This is a genomic window from Paenibacillus sp. J22P15, from assembly GCF_056269345.1.
The window spans coordinates 24738-42291 of sequence record NZ_JBWDNT010000015.1; the positions used below are offsets into that span (position 1 = coordinate 24738).

Consider the following 17554-nt stretch of genomic DNA (forward strand, 5'->3'; position numbering starts at 1 on the left):
ACAAATTTCAACTAGAAACCATTGGTGACGGGAGTTAGAGGGAAATTAATTGTAATGAGAAGTCTTGATATTTAGTATTGCCTCTTTAAACCATTGTAAAAAAAGGTTATTTTTTCATCTTCACGAATATATATGTCCATATGCTTGTGATGCTTATCAGAATCGAAAGGAGAAACTGATTTTGATGAAAAAAGAGTCAGAGCAAGAACAAAAACAACAACAGCTGCAAAAGCCATTACTAAAAAAGGTGCATTGCAATTACTTGCCTGTAACTAATCTGAAGACTGCCTCTGATTGGTATGAGCAAACCTTCGGCCTAATAAGGCATAACCCAGAAGGCTCTATATTGATTTTAGGTGACGGGCAATGGTTGTTTCTACTCGAATCAAAGGGCAATAAGACTGCAAACTTCACCACGGACCAATGGGATGGAGAAAATTTTGAAATGTTCTCACTAACTTTTGAAGTAGATAACATCGTAGAGCTACATAAGCGACTTCGTGAACATGGAGCGGAGGTCGAATCCCTTGTAGACCATGGCGGATGTGGCTTGCAGTTTAAATTTAAAGACATAGACGGAAACAAATTTAATGTCTGGCAGGAAGTAACCGACAAATGAAAAGAGGCAAACTCCCCTTATTTGTTATAAGGAGTGTTTGCCTCTTCTTATTTCATTTTCCAGTTGAACCGGTTGGAACTTACTTAGACTGAGATGCTGCCATCAATTGTTTGAAATCAGCCATACTCGGATTGCCGATATAATGACCGCCTTCTACTTCAATCGTTTGCCCTGTGATAAACTTCGATTCATCAGAAGCTAGGAACAGAACCGTGTTCCCAATATCATCAGCCTCGCCATGATAAGGAAGCGCGTTGTATTTCTCGAAGATATCCAGTACAGGCTGTGTCATATTCCGTTTAGCTGCAGGAGTTAGAATCAGCCCTGGTGCAACGCCATTACAACGAATTTTGTCTTTGCCGTATTGTGAAGCAATGTAACGGGTAAGGTTTACAACTCCAGCTTTGGAAGTTCCGTATGCAGTCCGCATGGAATCCGATGCGAAAGCGGCCATAGATGCTGTATTAATAATGGAGCCGCCGCCTGCTTTGATCATATGTGGAATAGCAAATCTGCTGCCGAGTAAGACGCTCTTCAGGTTCACGTTCATCAGACGATCCCATTCATCTAGATCCATGTTCACAACGTCGAGATCTTTTTGCAAATTAGTTAGACCAACGTTATTAAAAAGAACTGTAATCGTTCCGTACTGACTAACGGTGAACTCAACAGCTTGCTCAATCGACTCTGCTTTGGAAGCATCCAGCATGAAGCCAACCGCTTCTCCGCCTTCCGCTTTGATTTTCTCAGCTTCTGCCTTTGCAGCATCTATATTAAAATCGGCAATAACAACCTTAGCACCTTCTCTAGCCAACAGAGTGGCAGCCGATAATCCGATACCTGAAGCTCCACCTGTTACTAATGCAACCTTACCGCTTACTCTCCCCATTTTGAAATCCTCCTATGTCGAATCATGTTGTATTTTCAAACGTCAGGCTACCGGCCGATAGCAATGAGAAATTCTACATCAAATTTCATTCATTATCAACCATCTTAAATGAATAAGCCTTACACGTTACCACAATTTTCAACATTCCCCTATTTGCTTAATACGCGATTTCAATGGTTCATTTCACTTAAATTGATTTGGGAACTGCTTGATTATGCCCACTGTCAAAAGGTCTGCAAAATCAATCATATGCTGCTCACCTTTATCAAAAGCGATTGTTTCAGCATCCCAATCTTTTTTAAGCCTTGCGGTAACATCGTCTGTAAGCAACTGTAGATGAGTGCGCATCATTTCCTGCATGATCTTCTCAGACCAATTTGGATTAGCATCGCTTAGAAACTTCGCGATATCATCTGCATTTTTATACCATTCTGCATTAAATTTCTCGAACTCAGCTTGTTGTCCGTTTTTCGCTGCATCGACAACTTTACCTGCAATAAGAATGTGATCTCGCAGCAGTTCGGCCAGTTTATTTCCTGCTGCCTCGCCGTAGTACGGTTTTATCGCATTGCCGATATCATCTTGATTTCTTAACAGTCTTTTCAATACTGTTTCTTGATCCTCTAAACCTGCAATAGCACTAACTATGTAATCTCGTGTCCACACAACATGGTCGATCCAGAGCTTTCTTAAATCTTCTTTCAGCTTTACCATGGAAAGATTCACACATTGCTTATGAGCACCCGCTTGCTCCCTGCCTGCGGCTGCAGCCGTTAATGGTGCCAAACTAGAAATGAGGATTGAACACAACAACAATAACTTCGTAAACTGGCTTCTCATTTGCACATTCTCCTTTTAAACATCTGATTTATGTTCATCTTGCTGTATTATTCTGAACTAAATCGCTCTTTTCATTCATCAACAGTCTTTAATACTGGCATGGCCATTTATGTGAAACTCGCATCCCTTCCAAAGCGCACAAAAAAAGCCGCCCCCTGTTGATAGGGGACAGCCTTTTGCCAATAAATCGATCGTAAATGTATCGGGAGTTACCGCCCAAGCATTCACATTAAATAGTGTGTCGTGAACGACAATAAGTCTATTATCTAAACCTATTTTTGAGAAATGAGCTGATATGCTATAAATTAATCTACATTTTAGATCTATTTTTGTTTGCAGCACCTTTAGAGTCGTATTCGGCAGCTTGTACGCAAAATTAAGTCTAGTTTCTAGACTAATTTCTCCAAAACGGCTAGTTTGACGAAGATTAGTCTATAATTTAGACCTATTTCCGATGAAACAGCTCAAAAATATGAATCCCCGTCAGCCCTACATTTCCCCCTACTCCACCAGTAACCTGAAATTTGACCCATTTGACTGACCTCGGCGAAAATTGTACTTGTTTCACAGTCCCGTCATTTGGTATTTCTGATACTTCTATGCTGCTTCCGTCACTAAAACTTAATATTCCCTTATTCACATTATTAGCAGGGCTCGTCAGATCGTAAAGATCAATGTGATCGATCCATTTCTCCTCATCAAGCTCAATCATAATCCACGGGTTTTGTTCACCATTTGATACCCAGCTGTTACGTAGTTGTATCCCTGATATTCCGCTAACTACATAAAAACCATCATAATCAGCAGCTAATGTTGATGATACTGTAACATTGCCCTGAATGGCGACCATAGGGGCGGCGAACACTCGCATTTCAGATAAACCTACGTTATTCCCTGAACCCGCCGTAATTTCTAATTTCACGTTCCTTACTGTCTTAGGACTGAAAGTCAGAACGATGGATGAACCATCCTCAGGTATGTGCGGAACATCTAGCACGCTTCCATCACTGAATACCAATCTTCCTTTGTTGGCACTTACATCTCGATCCGGACGATCAGCAATAATAATCGTATCGATCGTCACGTCTCCATCCCAATGAAACGAAATCCATGGCTCAGTCTCACCTTGTGATGCCCACTCTCCATAGCCTACTAATCCGATCCAGCCATCCACTACTTTACCAGGGCTATTCCATTCCCCTGTATAGGAAGATGCACTAATGGTTGCTTTTTCAGAAATATCATAGGTGAATCCGGGCCCCTCTGGCGTCCGAACTTGTACCGACTGACTCGCAGGAGATAGCTTACCGTTGATATCATACGCTTTGACATAATAGTTGATTTCCTGACCGCCCACGACATACAAATCCAAATGGCTGTTATGAATTGCCGGCAAATCTATAATTTCATAGCCGTTGCGGTATACTTTGTAGCCTGCAAGCTTCGCATTGTCTAGGTTCGCTTCCCACTCCACAGAAACCCTGCCGCTGCTTAATACTCTTGCGGTACATAGGCTTGGCGCAAAGAGCGGCGTTGTATTTTTATCCTCGCGGTATATAGCTTGCACAGTGCTGGACGGCTCTCCTTTGCACCCAGCCTTTACCGCCCGTACTCGGTAATAGTAGATGTTGTTGAGCCCCTGTTTCACTTGTTTATCATAAAACCTATTTTTACTGACTGAAGCTAAGTAATTCCCTTGTCCCGGTTGAAAGTGTTCATTTTTATCCCTAAATATCTCATAATAAGCAAGCCCCTCCTCTGCTAACTCATCCCATTCGATGAGCGTTCCAACCTTACTCATCAAAGCGGAGATTCCTTTAACCTGAGGCGCAGCCATCTTTCCTAGTACACGCAGCGTCTTCCACCCATGAGCTTTGATTTCTACTTTTACGACATTGTTTATAAGTTCAAGCTCCGCGCCATCTTCCTCCACAATGTTCGTTTCCATAACACGAGAAGGAGCGAAAGTTGTAAGATCCACCTCAAAAACAGCATCCTCACCCTTCGTTTCATTAAATCTTAAAATAATGCCTTCTCCGTTGGCCTCGGCAATCTTGGCGGCAGTCATCACTACATGGTCGCTGTTCAACTTCAAGAAGCTGGCCTCTTCAGTATGCAGCCCATGCCCTTCCTGTGATTGCTCAATAACACCAGTCCTTAGTGTATTCGCAGCTTCCCATCCGAATTGGTCCACTCGTCTTTCTTTCCAGTTGCGACCTTGACCCGAAACGATTGAATATTGAAGGGTTACCGGACCAGGCTGCGTTTTCGGAAAATTTGTGAACCACTTATTATTAAATGCGTAACTAAATATCCAAGGCGATGCGGCGCTGTATGTAGGATCTTTCTGATAGGATGTTCGTTTCCCATATTGAACCAACGGCGAATTAATCGGTGACAACGTAATGCCGTAGTCTTTCTTATTCGATACATCGATCCAGCGATTGACTGAATAATGATCGGTACATGATTTATAGAACTGCTCTTGCTCCGCATTGTTCGCATCTACATTGCCATGCGGCCTAAAATCACCTGTAGGCATTTCATGACGAATTTCGAACTCTGACATTTTAAAAGGAAAGATAAAGAAACCTTCTTCGTCCTGCGCATAGAATAAAGGCGCTTCCTTCTTATCTACCTCATTAAAAATATCTATTCTTGCAATGTCCTCATACAAAACCACTTTTCGTTTCATCGATTTTACACCCGCTCCGAAGCTTTCGGAGGTCATAATAGCCATAAGGTTTCCTTTGGACGAAGATAGGCTTGCCATATCCACCGTTTGGGTGGTTCGTATTTCTGCACTGCATCGATTAGTCGTGTGATATACAAATTCGTTGAGCGCGTAAGGACTTTGATCATCCACCATTTCGATATTCCCATGCTGCTTGTCAATAATACTGATAACAGCCCCGGTACCGCCAAACGTCACTTTAAAATAACGATTTTCCAACGTACGATCTGTTGCGATTAGGGAAGTTTCAAACTTTGGTTCATACGCACAAGCTTCTACCCTAAAGCATTTATAACCAAATGCCGGCACTTGATCCGCTGCAAACATTAATTCGCCGTCATCATTTATTTGGTATCTAATAGCCTGACCTGTAGTTGTGTCTATCATATTGAAATACGCAGGCAGACTGCTGCAAGCAACTGAAACGACGTCACTTCTGCTCCATGACAATGTGTTATGTACAACAATTGTATTTTCCTGCGCGGGTATGAGCCTGTTTAAATGCTCCAAAGATTGACTCAATAGTTTGTCAGTCAGCATAGCACTTGAAATCGCTAAGTTTCTTTTCCAATTCCACTGTTGGTTATCCTCCAGCTGAGGATTTGGGGACCATGTATGTTCATCAAATAAGAGCATATGCTCGTACGCTGTCAGTAAATCTTCATAGGGGTATTTCACGTGAGGTGCGAATACATTTGCCAATGTCGCAAAATATTCCGCTTGAGGCAGTTTATCATGGTTCTTCTTATTGATCCCAACTTCATACGCTGCGGAGCTCGGGCCGAATGCCCACCAGCTTTCGATGGTTCCCTGATATGCAGGAATGAGCGCGCTATATTCTTTCTCGATGTATTCAAAAAAATCATTGGTCGTGGACGAAATGACCTTCGGATAGACGTATTTTCTACCTTTGGCATCCCGCTTCTCGTTAAGCGCTCTTATGTTGTCTTTAATCTCGGGCGTAATCCCGTTATTATCCCATGGGGTCGTAAACTGCTGAATGACGGCATCATAAGGGTAATCCTCTGTCTGCAGCTCCAGCATTTTTCCTGAAATATTTTCAAATACCCTATGACTGTCGTTCGACTCTTTAAAACCGAAACCGTACTCCTCCAGCGCATAGCGGGGTCCATCATAAACAAGCAGCTTATTGTCTGGATTTTTACCTTTCATATAAAACAACTTCGGGTAGGCCAAATTTGTCGTCCCAAACCACGTTTCCCAGTCCGGATCATTAAAGCGAAGCATCATATATTTCACACCAGCATCCGCAAGCGCATCAAGCGAACCCCAAGAAATACCGGGATCATCTGTTTTTATCATCACCTTACTCGATTCATGACCCAGCTTATCCTTCAAATGTCGTTCTGAAATATAGTTCGCTCGAGCCGTTTGTTCCGTACCCATTGCCTCCATGACAAAATGTGCATAGTTGGACGGATACGTTAACGTTCCCTCAGCCAAAGCACTTTTGACACGCTCCACCCAATCTGCGTCTCTTACATGCCAAGCAGATCCATATAACAAATAGGAGGCTTCCATCGGGTACCTGAATTTGCTGTCCGTATCCCATGACTTTGTTTCTTCGATATAACTTAGTGCATCGTCCAAAAAAGACGGAAAAATCTTATTCCTTAAATCTTCTTGATGATCGGTATATCCAATATCCATGTGCATATCGTGAGCGATATAGATTTTCCAGTGCCGAAGCTTCTTATGCATCTCGACTTTATGAGCAATCGGTTCTCCTGTTCCGGATGAATGATCATATATATAAAATGCCACGTCTTCATACTCCTGTTCCAATTCAGGAACGGACACCGTGATTTCGTTCATTCCTATCTGCATTAAACCTAGCGATTCCAGCTGGACTGGTTTATCCGCAGCACAAACCTTGCACCATACCTCGATTGGTTCTAAACATTGGATGAAAAGTTTCGTTTCGGAATAGAGCTGTCCGTCCTCTTCAACGATCCAGGGCGTTTGCATAACTTCCTTAATAAAAACGACTTGAAGTTCATTATCAATTTCTGACATAACCTCTTTCACCGCCTAATTAACGTTTAACTGTTAGTATAAGCTTCGCTCCCTTCTTAATCTTTATAGGAATCAGTCAATACTTTGTGAAATTAAGACAAATACCCCGTCATTATCCATGATTTCAGCAACCATAATTTACCGAATAAATAGTTCCCGCAAATACGGACTAATAAATAAATCTTTAGGGTCCATCTGCTTTCTTATTTCTGCGAACCTGTGCCACATCGGGTAACGCTTCATTAAATTAATAGCTTTAAGTGTATGCATTTTGCCCCAATGGGGTCTTCCGTCATAACGAAGAAAGATTTGCTCCATTACTTCAAAATAACGTTTATAAGGCATGCCTTTGTACATATGGACTGCGATATAAGCACAATCACGTCCATAGGCAGGACTCAGCCAAATATTATCAGCAGCGACATAGCGACACTCAATCGGGAAATGAACATGGAACTTCTCACGCTCCATTGCTTCTCGCATTTCACGGATGACAGACGTCATTGCCTCTTTCGGTAAGCTATACTCCATTTCATGAAAACGAACTGTTCTTTCCGTCGCAAATATGCGATGGCTGTAATTAGCTTTCGTCATAACAGGCACACTCGATGCGCTGATCCGGCTAATGGCAGCGCTCGCTGCGGGAACTATTTTGCAAAACTCCGACAATAAGCCAAATAACATGTTTTCAACCAACTTCTCATTCACATATTCAAGCACTTTATTCCTCGAGATCGGATTCTCCGCTTCATTCATCAGCTTTACCTGACAAGTCTCCGCATAAGGAAACCAAAAAAACTCAAAATGTCGATTATTCTCTATCAGTGCCGGCAATTGCTTCAAACAATCCGTTAAACCCATACGTTTACTCTCGTAGGAGAGTACATACGCGTTTCTTAAACGGAGCTTTACCTGAACAATAATACCGAGCGTGCCAAGTGAAACCTGTAACGCTTTAAACAACTCAGGATGTGATTGCAGCGTACATTCCATCACCTCTCCCAAGCCATTTACAACCGTTATTCCAATAACCTGTGTAGCTATACTTCCTAGACGCACACCAGATCCGTGGGTTCCCGTACTAATCGCACCAGCAATCGACTGGACATCAATATCTCCGAGATTCTCTTGAGCAAGTCCCTCCTCATGCAGCAGCTCACCTAACCGCTTTAGCTTCGTTCCTGCCCAAACAACAGCCGTCTTGTCGGCGGCATCCACACTAACAATTCCTTGTAAACCGTCCAACGACACGAGTACCTGATCTGAGGCAGCAACTGCCGTAAAGGAGTGAGCTGACCCTACTACACGCAAATACCGTCCGCCAACGATACACTCGTTGCGAACAATTTCTACTACCTCATTTATCGATTTGGGGTATCTGATGAGCTCAGGAGTTGCAGTGACGGATCCCGACCAATTACTCCAGCTTTTCCGGTTCACGATCATAGGAAGCATTCCCCTTCTCCGCGGTAGGTTAAGTACTCGTCAACAATGACTTCTCCAGATATCGCGTACAACTTGGCAAACCGCTCACATAATTCCCCTGCCTTCGCATGGCGGAAAAATACCGGGTCCCCCAGCTCGAGCGTAATACTGCTCGGACAACGAAGCGGCGTCTGCACCTCTCCTGCGCCTTCTAATGAGAGCAGCTTCAGACCCTCAGGCAAATACGGTTGCGGCATTTTATCCGTGCCAGCAGCTCCCGAGGCCGTGTAACCCCCGCCCAAGCAGGTAACCATATCTGCTTTAGGTTTCCGGACTACTTCCACCGCATAGCCAGCAGCAGGTAAATACCGAAATCCCTCATAATGATCGAACAGTGTTGGCGAATAAAAGCCGGAACCTACTGTTATCTCCGTCACACCCGGTTCCAATTTAGAGCTGCCCATACTTCCTGTACCCCCGGCGTTTACAAAGCGCAATTGTCCTCCTAAAGCGGATATGCCTTGCAGCACTTCCTCACGCCTCATGGCTACTTCTCGAATCGATCTCCGCTTCAACTGACGGACGATTTTATTTTTTATTAACTGCCCCGAAACATCGTCTACCACCCCCGCAATTTGTGCCTCATAGCCCATTACACCATCCAGCTTCACCCATTTCGAACGCATAATCCGTTCAACAATCGGCTTTGCCTGCGGCCATGATGTCACCGGTGATCTCCATATGCCAAAATGCAGTCCGGGATAATTCGCGGACATATCGATATCAAGACAGAGCAATGCCTGTACACCAATGGCAGCTGCAAGCTGCTCAATATGCTCCACATGCTGAATAGAATCCACCATAAATACGATGATTCGGCCGCTAGCCGCAGCATGTAAGAGAATTGAAATCTCATTCTTATCCCAAACGGGATACCCCAGAAGCAAATCATCAAAGCCACGCTTAAGTAAAAATGCTGCCTCTCTCGCCGTATAACACATGACGCCTTGATATACTTCATCCGAATGGATGATCCGGCGAAGAACGTCTACAGACCGTATGGATTTGCTTGCGACACGTATCTTTTTGTCACCCGCCGCAGCTGCAATGGCTCTACTATTCGCATCCAATAAATCAAGATTTACATATGCAAAGGGCTTTGCCACCTCCGCGAAAATCCGTTTATATTGCTCATATTGAGGGAGTAGAATAGGCCATTCTCCGTTCTTCGCTTGCTCGTTTTTTTACATTATATTCATCGCTTTTGATTAGAATCCTTTTTATTAATACCTCATAACAACTCATATTGAAAAAAAAGAGCTATCCTTCTCCCACCAATGGTGATTGAAAGATAACTCTTTTTGTATATGGTTTAGAAAACCTTACGCTTTGTTCGAAGAACCGAACTCACGCATTTTACCCTTAACCGTTTGTTTAATTCCTTCGCGACCTGGAGTAAGGAATTTACGTGGGTCGAAAGCTTCGGAATCTGCACTCAAAACTTCGCGAACGATTTTCGTGAACGTAATTTGATTCTCAGTGTTCACGTTAATTTTAGCTGTTCCAAGCGAAATGGATTTTTTGATGTCGTTAGTAGGGATACCTGTACCGCCATGCAATACCAATGGAATTTTAATTGTTTGGCAAATTTCTTCCATTTCTTTGAAGCCTAGGTTTGGTTCGCCTTTGTAAGGACCGTGAACGGAGCCTAGTGCAGGAGCAAGACAGTCAATTCCTGTACGTTGAACAAGCTCGAAGCATTCCTTAGGATCTGCATAAATTACGCCTTCAGCAATAACGTCGTCTTCTTGTCCGCCAACTGTACCTAGCTCAGCCTCAACCGAAACGCCGCGCTCATGAGCGTATGCAACAACCTCTTGAGTTGTTTTTACGTTTTCTTCGAATGGTGAGTGTGAAGCATCGATCATAACGGATGTGAATCCAGCATCGATCGCAGCTTTACATTTCTCGAAGCTTGAACCGTGATCCAAGTGGATCGCAACAGGAACAGTAATTTTCATTTCTTCAATAAGTGATTTCACGATTGCAGTTACAACTGTGAAGCCTCCCATGTAACGTGCAGCACCTTCGGAAACGCCAAGGATAACTGGGGATTGCTCTTCTTGAGCAGCGCCTAGAATAGCTTGCGTCCACTCCAAGTTGTTGATGTTGTATTGACCTACAGCATATCCTTCTTTAAGCGCTTTGTTCAACATTTCTTTCATTGATACTAATGCCATATTAAAATCCTCCTTAGAGTTTAACTAACAATTTTTTATATCATGTAAATGTCTGATCCTATTGTTAGGATTATCGCTAAGTAATAGTCAGAACCATTAACATTCTAAATACCTTGTACCTCTTTATTAATCACCCAACTATTGTACATCTTTCTTCTTTAATAAATCAACTCATTTTGCCCCTTATTAACGAACACTTCCCAGCTGCAATCGCTTACACAAGGGTTTTTCTTCATTTTTTTTACGAAAACATTTATGTACATCACCAAAGCAAATTTTATTCATGAATGAACAATAACTATTCACACCAAAGCATTAAAAAACCGACCCTAGATTTCCTAAAGGAACGGAGGTCGGTCTTCATCATTGTTATGCTATACTGTTATCCTTTTCTATAACCGTTACTTCAAGCCCGCCAAATTTTGTTGCCAGTTTACTATAAATGAAGGCACTTAACCTCTTGTCTCTTATGCAAAGGCTCATCACAGGTATAAAATGAAAGAGCCTGCCCCATTGGAACAGGGCTCTTTCACTTAGCCTTATCCAAACACCTCAAATCATTAGTCGATAAAGGATACTGCTTTTAACAAACGGTATAGATAAAGAGCCGTTTCCTGACGTGTGGCGCTGCTGTCCAAGGACTGAAGGGCTTGATCGCTCGAGCGAACGACACCTATTTCGGCGATCGCAGCCAATGACTGCTCCATCCAAACCGGCACAACTGTTTTCAATTGCAGAGCATCAATAGCCTTTTTCTTTTTGTCCTCACTCATCACATTTTCTTCTTGGATATATTTCAGGGCATTTCCTAACATGGTTATCATTTCCGAATGGGTTATTGTTTTCTGTGGCTGGAATGAGCTGTCCTCATATCCCCGAATCAGATTAGCTTTAGATGCAGCAGAGGCAATGTTATAGAACCAATTCTCCGATTTTACATCCGTAAATATAGATTCTGATCCATTCTGAGGAGTAATACCCAGGGCCCTAACGAGCAGCGCAGCGAACTCAGCTCTGGTCACAGCCTTTTCTGGTCTGAAAGTGCCATCTCCATACCCATTAATAATAAACCTCTTTGCTAACTTTTCGATGCTTTGTTTGGCTTCCACATTTCCTGGCAAGTCAGTGAATTTAGCATCCTTTTGCAAAATCATGTAAGAGGAATTCCCTTTTCTCCATAGGGTGCCGATTATTTTTCCGTTTTCACTCTTAAATGTCGAAGGCACAGGAATCACAGTGCCCGAAGCTTGATCAAACATAGCACCCGCTATACTTCCCATATCAATATTCGCGGGTAATTGATCAAGTTCAATGATGTGAGCCCAATATGCATTCTCCGATTGTACAACCGTTACTTTCTCGCCAATAACCGTTACGACCTCAAATTCAACCGGCGTCCCGATATTGGTTATACCAAGCTCTTTCGTACTTTTCTCAATATTCTTTTTCTGCTCATCAGAGATATAAGAGATTTTTACTTTAAGTATAGATTGATCTGTTATGGAGGAAATAATTTCTTCTGCTCCCATTCGGATTGCTCCAAATTTGCTCTTAAACTCAAAAGTTTTATTGGTTAGTTCACTTGCCACTTTCAGCAGTTCTTTTCCATTTAATTGAATCTCGACAGCCGTATATGTGTCATCCGATTTAACCTCGATTGGAATAACTTCAACACTTTTATTTTTCGCTAGATACTCAGATAGAGCCCCTACCTGAGCAACTACGGTAGTTCGGCCTTCGATGTTCGTTACAGGCGAGACAGTAACGGCAACGCCCTGCGGAATAGTGACCGGTCCACCGCCTATGACACCACCACCTGGTATGCCACCACCACCGCCACCTATGTTGCCTCCGCCGCCGCCAGTACCTCCACCACCAGTGTTGCCACCACCAGTGTTGCCACCGCCGCTGTTGTTTTCTTTTAAATATTCTTTCGATATAGCCAAACTTTCAGCTTTTACTTCATCCTGCAGAGATAGATAAATGTAACCGCCATTCGCATTCAGGTGTTTCGTGAGAATAGTTAACTCTGTCTTGCCATCAGGCAGCTCAGCAGTATGCAGTAAATCATCTTCATCAGAATAAATACGAACCGTTTCTTTTGGCTTCAAATTACTTACAGTAATCGAATCATTGCTTGTACCTGGACTGTTATTAATCTTTATATCTGCTTCGACTGGCGTACGAGTCATTCTGTCCAAAATAGGAGCAACTGGATATAATGGACCAAGATCTCCTCGGGAATCCTTGTAAATGACAGCAAGTGCCAAGGCTTCATCTGGAATAGAGGTGCCCGAGGCTATATTGATTTTATAGGTAGCTTGCTTTGTATTCACTGAGGCAAGTCTATCACCTATTAAACCATCCATTCCTGCAAAATAAACTTCATAGGTATCACCTGAATTTTCCTTGTCCGCAGAACTCCATTGAAACACTCCACCGATTTTGTTAGGACTCGGGTCTGAATCCGTAAACGAAACATCATTTGCCAAATACGTCGGCGTATCCCATAGTCGAGCCAGACTATAGCCGGTAGAAATTCTAGTCGAATTTTCGTTAAGTCTTATTTTACCAAATATAGCTATATATTTTTGATTAGACTGCGGATAAGTACCATAAACCTCATAATAATACTTCCCATCAAGCATATCTTCTTTAGTTACTGTACCCATAGATGATCCAATATTAAGCTGATCATCCATATAATAAATTTCGTATGAATCCACATCATAATCGTAATTCGCAGGTTCAAATACAACTAATCCCGATACCAATCCTGCTTGATAATCATAATCTAGGAAGACAGCTTCTCCCGGTGTGAAATTATCCATATACGACTTCAGTTGATCTAATGAGTCAAACTTATAAATCATTTTTGTACCGGAGTCATCCATATAATAAGGGTCTGTTACCCTGCTTATATAAATTGCACCAGACTCATCCATATCAACAAGACTGGTCGTGAATGGCAAATCAAATAATTTTACAGCAGATGTACTGTCGTAGACAGCTCTTGTAGTAAAGGCATATGAATCCTTAGCGAAGATGACCTGGTCAGGGAAAGTCGCAAGCAGCTGAGCGGGTATATCTTTGCTATATTTTTTGGTTCCTGCATATATATTAGGGCCATCCACCAAAAGAGTCCTTGTACTGTATTGAAAATTATCGACTAAAGTCTGAATCTTATATGGATATTGCAGTTCAATACCGTACAGATTATTTCCGTCAGTAGCATAAAGCACACCCTCCTCTGGTGCAACTTTAATAATCTGAGCATTAATGCCGAAATATCCATTTTTAATTTCATATACAGAATCAGTTACGGATGAATATACATTTAAAGTATTATTACTTCTGGAAAAATCCGAAGAAATGAAAAAGATTTGATCCTCGTATGCAGCAACCATCTTTGGCTTTCTTGAAGACAACTGTGCTGATGCCGAATCGGTAACGTCAACAGAATTAATAATCCCAACTGATGATGAACCATTATTTGCGACATACAGCTGGTTATCAGCCATATTAATATCAACCGGCTTTGAGCCAATATTAATTTCTTTATCAACTGTCATCGTTTCTTTATTTATTTGGAGCATGGTATTATCTGTCGATATTGCAAAAATATTATCGCTGTTCGATACCCAGTCTGTAATCGGAACGCGCAGTTCTACTCGATTATTCATTAAAGAATGACCATCGTACGAGAGCGCTGGCAGAATCACCTTCGTCTTGTAAATCGTTTGGCTCGAAACCGTGTATACATTTTGATTCGAATCCATTAATGCCAAGCTGGACTCCCGTGGCAAACTAGCTAAAACTCGATAGTTTTCTTTATCGTAAATATTCCTATCGGTAATAACCAAGTTGTCTCGAACCTGTAGAACCGTATCATAATGATATTCTGTAAATTTAGTATACATTCCTCGGACCTCAGTTAGATCTACAGCGTTAAACCGATGAGATGCATAAAATACATCGTCACCCTGAGCAATAATAGGTGCCCTGAAGTTATAGCCACCCAGATCCATCTCAGATTTGAGTTGTGTCGTATCTGTTAAATCTACAGCTATAAAGACGTTGCCCGCTAAATAGAGTAGATTCTTCTCCTTATTAACATCCAAATCTTTAATGTAATAGATAGATATTCCTGTAGGTAGCGGAAGTGCGCTAACCTCTCCAGCTGATAAATTATATTTATAAATTGATTGTTTTGAGTTTGACGAGTTGAAGTAAATATAATGGTCATCTTTCGTCAGCTGGCTTACACTAACACCTGTCGCTATTGTCTGTACAATATCTCCAGAAGCAATGTCTACGACTTTAATTTGATAAGCTCCTTCTAATCCAACATAGATTTTACCACCATCAACAACTAGACCAGTCGGAATTGAGCCAATATTAATTGTTTTTTGCACGGTCATATCACTGTAACGAATAAATAATAATTGGTTGGCCATTCGGGAAATTGCATAAATATAGCCTGTTGATTCGTCAAGTTGCCACTCTGTTATTTCTTTGCCTGGTAATGATAAAGTGATAGGCGTTTGTGCGGACTCCTGTGGGGAGGCGGATACAAAGTTATTGTTTAACGGGGAGAGAAATTGGGTCAGCAATAATACTAAAGCGAGCAACCCGTATAAAACCATGCGTTTATTTCCTAGTGTAAAAATGTTGATTCACTCCTCTGGGTATTTTGGTCATATATTGAACACTTGTTATAATTCTCCACTAAATGTATGAATCCTTCTACCTAGTCCGATATATATCCACAAAATATTTAAAAAATGAAACTTTAGATCTATGTAAATTAAAAACGTCGATTTAAATCGTCTCACCAAGCACCTCAGACCGATATTGTGCATCCACCCACTCGATAATCAGCTTTATCGTCAGAGACACATGTAAACATATTCCTTATTTCACTTGAATTTAAAACATAAAGAAAAAGGCTGCCATTTGGCAGCCCTATCTCCATAAGTACATGAATTAAACATTCTTACTAATCGAAGCTATTCCACTGACTCATCACAGTATAACCATTTCAAAAACTTACTATGAAGTTCAATTAATTGTGATCAGCCTATGTGGTTGCGCACAAATAATCACTATACTACAATCGACTAATAATGATATTCATTTTCAAATAAGCAAAAGGAGTAGATAAAGCTTATGCATCAAATTCACGATTTGTTAAACATTTCGGTTATAGAGGAGATGCGGCTTCTGTCGCTTCCCGAAGAATGGAATTCAATAAATAGACAAGACCATCACTTCATATATATCCTCGAAGGCAAGGTCCAAGTAAAATCCTCATTTTTTAATGGAGTATTGAGCAATGGCGAAATATGTGTGCTCCCCTCAGGATCGGAACCCTTTTCAGTGATCCCTGTTACAGAACCTGTATCAGGGTACTACATACGTTTTGGCTCGGCCAGTGTTTCCAGATCTCACGGCAGTTGGAACATCGGCGACACCTCACCACCCATTAGCGGCATGGTGCGGGTTCAACCTACACTTGTCATTCGACATAGGTTTGAACAATTGTATCGATTATGGAATGAGCGTTCTGGATTTACCGTTCCACTTCAGATTGCTTGGCTGGAGCTATGGGAATCTATCCGAACAGGGATGCTCATAGAGGAAACAGACCTCGAATCAAGGTTGGATAACATTGTGAAGCATATGGATCTGCATTACGAAGAGGATTTTCAAGTTGAAGACATGGCTCGTCACTCGGGAGTAACACCGACCGTTTTTTTCAAGCGTTTCAAAGAATCCACTTCATTAAGCCCGTTGCAATACATCACTAGAATTCGAATGGAAAAAGCACGTCAGCTTCTTGTCGAAGGAGATGCTCCCATTCGTGAAGTCGGGAATGCTGTTGGTTATCCAGACGTGTACTATTTCAGCCGTATTTTTAAGAAGGTGATTGGTATTCCCCCTTATCGTTATCGCCAATTGCTGCATCGAAAAATAGCTGTTTTAAGTCCACCACTTTTTGATGATCTTTTGGCACTCGGGGTGCCGAGAGATCAGTTGATTCCTTTCTGGAACCGAGCGGATCAGAAGAAAGCCTATAGAGAGCACGATACATCCGGTATGGAATTACTATGGCTGCGCAGAGAAAAACCTGAATTGATTATCGGTACCGACAGTGCAGTGCCGTTGTATGATCAACTAATCGAAATTGCTCCAACCTATATCATAAAGTACAAGCCTCTCTCGTGGCGTGACCATTTACGCGAGCTGGCGAACATCCTGGGGGTCAGCGAGGTTGCAGAATATTGGCTTTATTACTACGAACAAAAGGCAGCTGCTGTTCGTGAACGCATTCATCGTAAGCTTGGAGAACAAACCGTGCTAGCGGCATTGGTGCACGATACAAATATTCGAGTATGCGGAGCAAATCGCCGTAAGATCGGACGTTTTTTGTATGATGATTTGAAGTTAAACGCACCAACAGGCACCGACCAATTCGCTTTTTCCGATATCGGGAGCTTGACGGAATTAAACCAATTCAAGGCAGATCACATCTTGCTCCTAGGAGACCATACAATCGGCATAGGGACGCCTATGCTGATTTCAGGACAAGTTCATCATGCACGATTATACCCATGGTTACATTACTCGGCGCTTGGCCATGAGAGATCTATGGAGGAGGCCCTTCTCTATTTTTCACCTGAGTAACGGCTTGAGAGGAATGTACATCTAATTAATCAGGTTTTGCTATTCCTTATCACGAGTTGATTTTGTATGCTTTTATCTGATAA

General features: G+C 42.0%; 9 protein-coding genes. 2 read left to right on the plus strand and 7 right to left on the minus strand.

Annotated features, from left to right (window positions below):
- The first annotated feature begins 184 nt into the window (after positions 1-184).
- Positions 185-619 (plus strand): VOC family protein, encoded by a 435-nt coding sequence (locus AC0YN6_RS22895; protein ID WP_475749795.1) that lies wholly within the window; start codon positions 185-187, stop codon positions 617-619.
- Positions 620-698: 79 nt separating this feature from the next.
- Here AC0YN6_RS22895 and AC0YN6_RS22900 read toward each other — a convergent pair whose 3' ends face one another.
- From AC0YN6_RS22900 to AC0YN6_RS22930, 7 genes are all read right to left on the minus strand, one after another.
- Positions 699-1508, minus strand: a complete 810-nt coding sequence (locus AC0YN6_RS22900; RefSeq protein ID WP_475749702.1) for an SDR family NAD(P)-dependent oxidoreductase — start codon at positions 1506-1508, stop codon at positions 699-701.
- A 183-nt stretch (positions 1509-1691) separates the two neighbouring features.
- A complete protein-coding gene (locus AC0YN6_RS22905) occupies positions 1692-2348 on the minus strand; it encodes a glycosyltransferase (protein WP_475749703.1) in 657 nt (218 codons plus the stop codon).
- Positions 2349-2793: 445 nt separating this feature from the next.
- Entirely contained in the window at positions 2794-7119 is a 4326-nt protein-coding gene (locus AC0YN6_RS22910) for a DUF7402 domain-containing protein (protein ID WP_475749704.1), read from the minus strand.
- A 138-nt stretch (positions 7120-7257) separates the two neighbouring features.
- Positions 7258-8574, minus strand: a complete 1317-nt coding sequence (locus AC0YN6_RS22915; RefSeq protein WP_475749705.1) for a D-arabinono-1,4-lactone oxidase — start codon at positions 8572-8574, stop codon at positions 7258-7260.
- Positions 8562-9710 carry an amino acid deaminase/aldolase gene (locus tag AC0YN6_RS22920; protein WP_475749706.1) on the minus strand — a complete coding sequence of 383 codons (1149 nt, stop codon included), beginning with the start codon at positions 9708-9710 and terminating at the stop codon, positions 8562-8564. The genes AC0YN6_RS22915 and AC0YN6_RS22920 overlap by 13 nt, the downstream gene beginning before the upstream one ends.
- Before the next feature lie 216 nt (positions 9711-9926).
- Positions 9927-10784 carry a class II fructose-bisphosphate aldolase gene (locus AC0YN6_RS22925; RefSeq protein WP_475749707.1) on the minus strand — a complete coding sequence of 286 codons (858 nt, stop codon included), beginning with the start codon at positions 10782-10784 and terminating at the stop codon, positions 9927-9929.
- Between the two features lie 560 nt (positions 10785-11344).
- On the minus strand, positions 11345-15430 hold the full coding sequence (locus AC0YN6_RS22930) for an S-layer homology domain-containing protein (RefSeq protein WP_475749708.1): 4086 nt from the start codon (positions 15428-15430) through the stop codon (positions 11345-11347).
- A 523-nt stretch (positions 15431-15953) separates the two neighbouring features.
- On the opposite strand from AC0YN6_RS22930, the gene AC0YN6_RS22935 reads away from it, so the two are divergent.
- Positions 15954-17471: a helix-turn-helix domain-containing protein gene (locus tag AC0YN6_RS22935; RefSeq protein WP_475749709.1), complete on the plus strand. Its 1518-nt coding sequence runs from the start codon at positions 15954-15956 to the stop codon at positions 17469-17471.
- The last annotated feature ends 83 nt before the right edge of the window (positions 17472-17554 follow it).

Coding starts and splice junctions, on each gene's coding strand:
- AC0YN6_RS22895 (WP_475749795.1), top strand. CDS start 185: ATGAAAAAAGAGTCAGAGCAAGAACAAAAACAACAACAGCTGCAAAAG.
- AC0YN6_RS22900 (WP_475749702.1), bottom strand. CDS start 1,508: ATGGGGAGAGTAAGCGGTAAGGTTGCATTAGTAACAGGTGGAGCTTCA.
- AC0YN6_RS22905 (WP_475749703.1), bottom strand. CDS start 2,348: ATGAGAAGCCAGTTTACGAAGTTATTGTTGTTGTGTTCAATCCTCATT.
- AC0YN6_RS22910 (WP_475749704.1), bottom strand. CDS start 7,119: ATGTCAGAAATTGATAATGAACTTCAAGTCGTTTTTATTAAGGAAGTT.
- AC0YN6_RS22915 (WP_475749705.1), bottom strand. CDS start 8,574: ATGCTTCCTATGATCGTGAACCGGAAAAGCTGGAGTAATTGGTCGGGA.
- AC0YN6_RS22925 (WP_475749707.1), bottom strand. CDS start 10,784: ATGGCATTAGTATCAATGAAAGAAATGTTGAACAAAGCGCTTAAAGAA.
- AC0YN6_RS22930 (WP_475749708.1), bottom strand. CDS start 15,430: ATGGTTTTATACGGGTTGCTCGCTTTAGTATTATTGCTGACCCAATTT.
- AC0YN6_RS22935 (WP_475749709.1), top strand. CDS start 15,954: ATGCATCAAATTCACGATTTGTTAAACATTTCGGTTATAGAGGAGATG.